The 1,716-nt window shown below is 47.8% G+C and carries 1 protein-coding gene; it reads left to right on the forward strand.

The features are described 5' to 3' along the window. Positions 1-30: 30 nt before the first annotated feature. Positions 31-1,716 (forward strand): HAD family hydrolase (locus HMPREF9163_RS00525; RefSeq protein WP_051038560.1); only part of this gene is annotated, 1,686 nt, incomplete at its 3' end.

The following is a 1,716-nucleotide window of genomic DNA, read 5'->3' on the forward strand; positions in this document are numbered from 1 at the left end:
TTTACCTATCCATATGACAATGATCTCTTGATGCGAAAGCAAAAGAGCATCCGGCGTGCATTGTTGGCGCGTGAGGGTGTCGGATATATCGACAAACGGATTGCCGTTCTCTGTGGATCGACAACGGATGATATCAAGAATATCCTGGAGCTTTTTCTCCTAGAGGCAGGGATTCGTCCGCAGTTCTATCAATCCGAATACAACAAGTACTATGAGGATGCCGTTTTTGGTAACTCAGAACTTGACGAATTTCAGCCGGAGATCATTGTTGTATTTACGAGTGTGGTAAATATTTTGGAGCGCCCTGCACTTGGTGACAGCAGTGATGTGGTTCGTGACAAACATGATGCAGAGATGAGACGATTTACGCAGATCTGGGAGAAACTCGCTGCGCGTTATCCTTCTACAATCATCATACAGAACAATATGGAACTTTCGTATGAGACAGGACTTGGCAATCTGGATGCGGTTGAACCGTACGGTATGACCCAATTCATTGAGCACCTCAACCAGAGTTTTGCCGACTATGCTGCGACGCATGATAATTTCTATCTGCATGATCTGCATGGACTTGCGGCACGTATTGGACTCTCTAAGTGGCATGATCGTTTCCAGTACTACGCCTATAAACTTGCGATGAGCTACGATGTGATTCCAGATGTTTCGCTCAGTCTCGCGAAGATCATCAAGGAGATCTTGGGTAAAAACAAAAAATGCCTCGTCTTGGATCTCGACAACACTCTCTGGGGCGGCATCATTGGCGATGACGGCATGGAGAATATTGAGATCGGGCACGAAACGCCGACGGCTGAGGCATATACTGCATTTCAGCAATATGTCTTGGGACTGAAGGCGCGAGGCATTATTTTGGCGGTTTGCTCCAAGAATGAGGAAGATGTTGCCAAGACGGGATTCGACCACCCGGATAGCGTGCTCCATGTAGATGATTTTGTTTCCTTCCGAGCCAACTGGGAGCCAAAGAATCGAAACATCCAAGCGATTGCTGAAGAGATCAATATCGGTACGGACAGCCTCGTTTTCATCGATGATAATCCAGCGGAGCGACAGATCGTGCGCGATACGATGCCCGAGGTGGCAGTACCCGAAGTTGATCCTGTCGATGTGTTTTCCTACATTCGTGCGATTGAGGGGGCAGGCTACTTTGAGCCCGTGACGATCTCTGAGGATGATCGAAAGCGTAACGCCTCCTATATGGAAAACAAACAGCGCAGAGAACTTGCAGGGGCTATGGAGAGCTACGACGACTTCCTGAAATCACTCCAGATGGAGGCAGAGATAGCACCCTTTCGACCAATGTACTTCGACCGTATTGCCCAGCTCACCAATAAATCTAATCAGTTCAATCTGACGACGCGCCGCTATACGCGTGCGGATATTGAGCAAATGGCGAATGAACCGCAATATATCACGCTATACGGGAGGTTGACGGACAAGTTCGGTGATAATGGTCTGGTTTCTGTGGTGATTGGTGAAAAGATGGGAGATGCCCTGCATATTCACCTGTGGCTGATGAGTTGCCGTGTTCTGAAAAGAGGCATGGAGCAGATGATGCTTGATGTTCTTGCAGAGTGTGCTGCGGCTGATGGCTGTAAGAAACTGATTGGCTACTACTATAAAACGGCAAAGAATAAGATGGTTTCCGATCTCTATGCGACGTTTGGTTTTGAGAAGATTACGCAGGAGGGAGATGATACT

It is taken from the genome of Selenomonas sp. oral taxon 138 str. F0429, from assembly GCF_000318175.2.
GTDB classification, from domain to species: domain Bacteria; phylum Bacillota; class Negativicutes; order Selenomonadales; family Selenomonadaceae; genus Centipeda; species Centipeda timonae.